Consider the following 4,530-nt stretch of genomic DNA (forward strand, 5'->3'; position numbering starts at 1 on the left):
GCCGCGCCGGGGCGGGCGACCGGCGGCGGTTCCGCGGCGCCGCGCACAGCGCCGACCCGGGCCAGCTGCTCACCGCGGTGCTCACCTCGCTCGACCGGACCGCCACGGCCCGGGCCGTCCACCCGGCGGACACCCTCGGCAAGCTGGTCGTGGTCGCCGAGGCCTCGGCCCGGTTGCTGGACGCCGTCGGCTGGTGGGTCTCGTACGTCCCGCCCGGCTCCCATCTGATGCGCACCGCCCAGCACGCCGTCTACCGGATGACCAGCGGCCCCCGCAGCGTCCGCGCCGAGACCCAACGGGCCCGGATCGAGGCCCCCGACGCGGTGTTCGACCTCCGCCACTACCCGATGACCCGCCGTGCCGTCCGCGGCGGCGCCTTCGCCCTGCGGGCGGGCGCGGCCGGCAACGACCCGGCGGAGGAGGCGATGCTGGTGGTCTCCGGCTACCGGGGCATGGTCGCCGCGGGCGGCCAGAACCCGGCCGGCGGCTGGCTGGTGGAGCTCTTCGCCGACGACGCCACCCTGCCGCTGGGGCAGGCCGCCTGCGCCATGCGCGCCCTGGTCTCGGTCGCACTGTCGGGGCCGGCCTCGCCGCCGGCGGTCTGAGGGGCCGCCGGCGCGGCCGGGCCGCCGGTGTGCGGATTCGGTGACGGGTGTGTTCCGGCCGGGTCGCGGTCGGGCACCGGGGGTACCGGGGTGCCCCCGGGCGGTGGATGGTGGGGGCCGGCGGTCGTTCGGGGAGCGGGGGTTCGGTCATGGGCGGACGGTGGGCGGGGCCGGCGGTGGCCGGGGTGCTGGTGCTCGGGGGCGTGGCGACGGGGGCCGCCCCGGCGGCGGCGGTGGTGTCGGCGCCGGTGCGGACGGCCGGGGCGGTGCGGACGGTGCCCGAGCGGGCGCCCCAGCTGCGGACCGCCGCCGGGGCGCACCGGGTCACGGAGTCCGCCCTCGCCAGGTCGAAGAAGCGCGGGGCGCGGCACGGTTCGCACGGCGGGGTCGGCGGGGCGCTCACCTGGGCCGCCGTCGTCCTGCTGCTCTGCGTGCTGGTCGCGGTGGTGGCCGTGTTCCGGGTCAGGCGCCGGAACCGCCGGTAGCCGCAGGCGGGTCGAGGGCCCGCAGGGCGGCGTCGACCAGGCGGTCGGCGTGCTCGTGGGTGAGCGGGCCGAGCCGGTACTGCCAGCGGTAGTAGATCGGGCCGTAGAGGAGCTCGACGGCGAGGTCGAGGTCGGCGTCGGGGGCGAGTCGGCCGGCCTCGCGGGCGCTGCGCAGGCGGTCCCGGGTGACCTCCAGCAGGGGGTCCAGCAGCCGGGTGCGGTACTCGTCGTGCAGCGCCGGGTCGTTGAGGATCTCGGCGACGAGCGCCCGGTAGGTGCGGTCGGTGGCCGGGTCGGAGAGTTCGTCGCTGGTGGGGCGCAGCACGGCGCGGAGGTCGGCGGCCAGGTCGCCGGTGTCGGGCAGGGCGAGGCCGCCGTCGTGCTCGCCGGCGGCGAGGAAGGCGTCGAAGACGACCGCTCCCTTGGAGGGCCACCACCGGTAGATGGTCTGCTTGCCGACGCCGGCCCGGGCGGCGATCGCCTCGATGGTGACCTTGCCGTAGCCGACTTCGGAGACGAGTTCGATGGCGGCGGCGAGGACGGCGGCGCGGGCGCGTTCGCTGCGGCGGGCGGGGTCGGGAGCGGTTCTGGAAGCCATGGGAAAAATTCTAGACGAGATGGCGAGACGAGACGTATTGTCTTCTCAAGAAAAGCGAGACGATCCGTCTCGTCTTGGTCGCTGCCCCCGGAGGTGCCCGTGAACCGCCCCGCACACATCCTGATGGTCTCCGTACCGGCCCACGGCCACGTCAACCCCAGCCTCGCCGTGATCGCCGAGCTGGTCGCCCGCGGCCACCGGGTCAGCTACGTCAACGACCCCTCCTTCCGGGAGACCGTCGAGTCCACCGGCGCCACGCTCGTCCCGTACTCGACGAAGCTCCCGCTCGCCGACGACCCGGCCGGCTGGCCGGAGGACCCGGTGGCGATCCAGGACGTGTTCCTGGACGACACCCTGTCGGCGTGGTCCGCCATGCTGGAGGCCTTCGAGGACGACCGCCCCGACCTGGTGCTCTACGACATCGCGGGGTTCGCCGGGCGGGCCCTCGGCGAGCGGTTCGGCGTGCCGGTGGTGCAGCTGTCGTCCACCTTCGTCGGCTGGGAGGGCATCGAGGAGGACCTGGCCGCCGTCTTCGAGGCGACCCGCAACGGCCCCGGCGGCCCCGAGCACTACCGCCGGTTCGCCGACTGGCTGGCCGGGGCCGGCGCGGTGGAGCGCGACGTGGAGGCCTTCAAGGGCCGCCCCGAGCGGTGCGTCGCGCTCGTCCCGCGCGCCCTGCAGCCCAACGCCGACCGGGTCGACGACCGGCGCTTCACCTTCGTCGGGCCCTGCTTCGGCGACCGGGCCCACCAGGGGCGGTGGCAGCGGCCGGCCAGTGCCGAGAAGGTGCTGCTGGTCTCGCTGGGCTCGGCCTTCACCCACCACCCGGCGTTCTACCGGGCCTGCGTCGAGGCCTTCGGCACGCTGCCGGGCTGGCACACCGTGCTCCAGGTCGGCAAGCACACCGACCTGGCCGGGCTCGGCGAGGTGCCGGACACCGTCGAGGTGCACCGCTGGGTGCCGCAGCTGTCGGTGCTCTCCCAGGCGGACGCCTTCGTCACCCACGCGGGCATGGGGGGCTCCAGCGAGGGGCTGTTCCACGCGCTGCCGATGATCGCGGTGCCGCAGGCCGCCGACCAGTTCGCCAACGCGGACGCCCTGGTCGGCCTCGGCGTCGCCCGCCGGCTGGACACCGAGCAGGCCACCCCGGAGGCGCTGCGCTCCGCCCTGCTGGAGCTGGTCGGCGACCCGGCGGTGGCCGAGCGGCTGCGCGAGCTGTCCGCCGCCGGCCGCGCCGAGGGCGGCACCGCCCGGGCGGTGGACCTCATCGAGGCCGAGCTCGTGAAGTGAGGTGACCGGGGGTGGCGCGGGGGCCGCGGTGTGCGGTGCCGGTCCGGAGGGCGGAGAATCCGGATGGCGAGCACCTGTTGTCATATCTTCATTCACCTGATGTGATGGTGTATATGGATATGCACAGTGCTGTGGCCCCCGACGCTCCGCTGGTCCTGGTCGGCAAGGCCGACGTCAGCGCCGAGGACGTCCTGGCCGTCGCCCGGGGCAACGCCCGGGTCGAGATCGGACCCGACGCGCAGGCCGAGATGGCCGCCGCCCGTGCGCGGATCGACGCCCTCGCGGCCGAGCCGCGCCCCGTCTACGGGGTGTCGACCGGCTTCGGCGCGCTCGCCGTGCGCCACATCAGCCCCGAGCTGCGCGCCCAGCTGCAGCGCTCGCTGGTGCGCTCGCACGCCGCCGGCATGGGGCCGGTGGTCGAGCGCGAGGTGGTCCGCGCGCTGATGTTCCTGCGGATGAAGACCCTGGCCTCCGGCCGTACCGGCGTCCGGCCGCTGGTCGCCCGGACCATGGCCGACCTGCTCAACGCGGGCATCACCCCGGTCGTCCGGGAGTTCGGCTCGCTCGGCTGCTCCGGCGACCTCGCGCCGCTGTCGCACTGCGCGCTGGTCCTGATGGGCGAGGGCACCGCCACCGGTCCGGACGGCGTCGAGAAGCCCGCCGCCGAACTGCTCGCCGCCGCCGGGATCGAGCCCGTCGAGCTGCTGGAGAAGGAGGGCCTCGCCCTCATCAACGGCACCGACGGCATGCTCGGCATGCTGGTCATGGCCATCGCCGACCTCCAGCGCCTGTTCACCACCGCCGACATCACCGCCGCGATGAGCCTGGAGGCGCTGCTCGGCACCGACAAGGTGCTCGCCCCCGAGCTGCACGCCCCGATCCGCCCCCACCCCGGCCAGGCGCTGAGCGCCGCCAACATGCTCGCCGTCCTCAAGGACTCCGGCCTCACCGGCCACCACCAGGACGACGCGCCGCGGGTCCAGGACGCGTACTCGATCCGCTGCGCCCCGCAGGTGGCCGGCGCGGGCCGGGACACCCTGACGCACGCCCGGTTGGTCGCCTCCCGCGAGCTGGCCGCCTCGGTCGACAACCCGGTGGTGCTGCCGGACGGCCGGGTGGAGTCCAACGGCAACTTCCACGGCGCCCCGGTCGCCTACGTGCTGGACTTCCTCGCCATCGCCGCCGCCGACCTCGGCTCCATCTCCGAGCGGCGCACCGACCGGCTCCTCGACAAGGCCCGCTCGCACGGCCTGCCGGCCTTCCTGGCCGACGACCCGGGCGTGGACTCCGGCCTGATGATCGCCCAGTACACCCAGGCGGCACTGGTCAGCGAGAACAAGCGGCTCGCCGTCCCCGCCTCGGTCGACTCGATCCCGTCCTCCGCGATGCAGGAGGACCACGTGTCGATGGGCTGGTCGGCCGCGCGCAAGCTGCGCCAGGCGGTGGCCAACCTCGGCCGCATCCTGGCCGTCGAACTCACCGCCTCCGCCCGCGCCCTGGAGATCCGCCAGCAGGCCGACGGTGCCGGCACCGCAGCGACCCGCCGCCGTTC

At 75.2% G+C, this 4,530-nt stretch carries 4 protein-coding genes and 1 pseudogene; 4 read left to right on the top strand and 1 reads right to left on the bottom strand.

Annotated elements, in window-relative coordinates; genetic code table 11:
• Positions 1 to 605, top strand: a pseudogene (locus AB0E96_RS38425) (sensor domain-containing diguanylate cyclase); the annotation flags it as partial.
• A 149-nt stretch (positions 606 to 754) separates the two neighbouring features.
• The gene (locus AB0E96_RS38430) at positions 755 to 1,090 is read left to right on the top strand and encodes a hypothetical protein (protein ID WP_359831073.1); all 336 of its coding nucleotides are present in this window, start codon (positions 755 to 757) and stop codon (positions 1,088 to 1,090) included.
• Here the strand turns inward: AB0E96_RS38430 and AB0E96_RS38435 are convergent.
• Complete coding sequence (locus AB0E96_RS38435) at positions 1,068 to 1,688, bottom strand: TetR/AcrR family transcriptional regulator (RefSeq protein WP_359831075.1); 621 nt, start codon at positions 1,686 to 1,688, stop codon at positions 1,068 to 1,070. The two genes, AB0E96_RS38430 and AB0E96_RS38435, sit on opposite strands and share 23 nt — an antisense overlap.
• A 123-nt stretch (positions 1,689 to 1,811) precedes the next feature.
• Here AB0E96_RS38435 and AB0E96_RS38440 point away from each other — a divergent pair, with 123 nt between their 5' ends.
• Together AB0E96_RS38440 and hutH are read left to right on the top strand one after the other, a co-directional pair.
• Complete coding sequence (locus AB0E96_RS38440; protein WP_359831079.1) at positions 1,812 to 2,978, top strand: macrolide family glycosyltransferase; 1,167 nt, start codon at positions 1,812 to 1,814, stop codon at positions 2,976 to 2,978.
• Between the two features lie 119 nt (positions 2,979 to 3,097).
• Positions 3,098 to 4,530, top strand: a 1,433-nt coding sequence (hutH, locus tag AB0E96_RS38445) for a histidine ammonia-lyase (protein ID WP_359831077.1), incomplete at its 3' end; no start/stop codon positions are given.

This window comes from Kitasatospora sp. NPDC036755, assembly GCF_040636595.1.
GTDB lineage: Bacteria > Actinomycetota > Actinomycetes > Streptomycetales > Streptomycetaceae > Kitasatospora.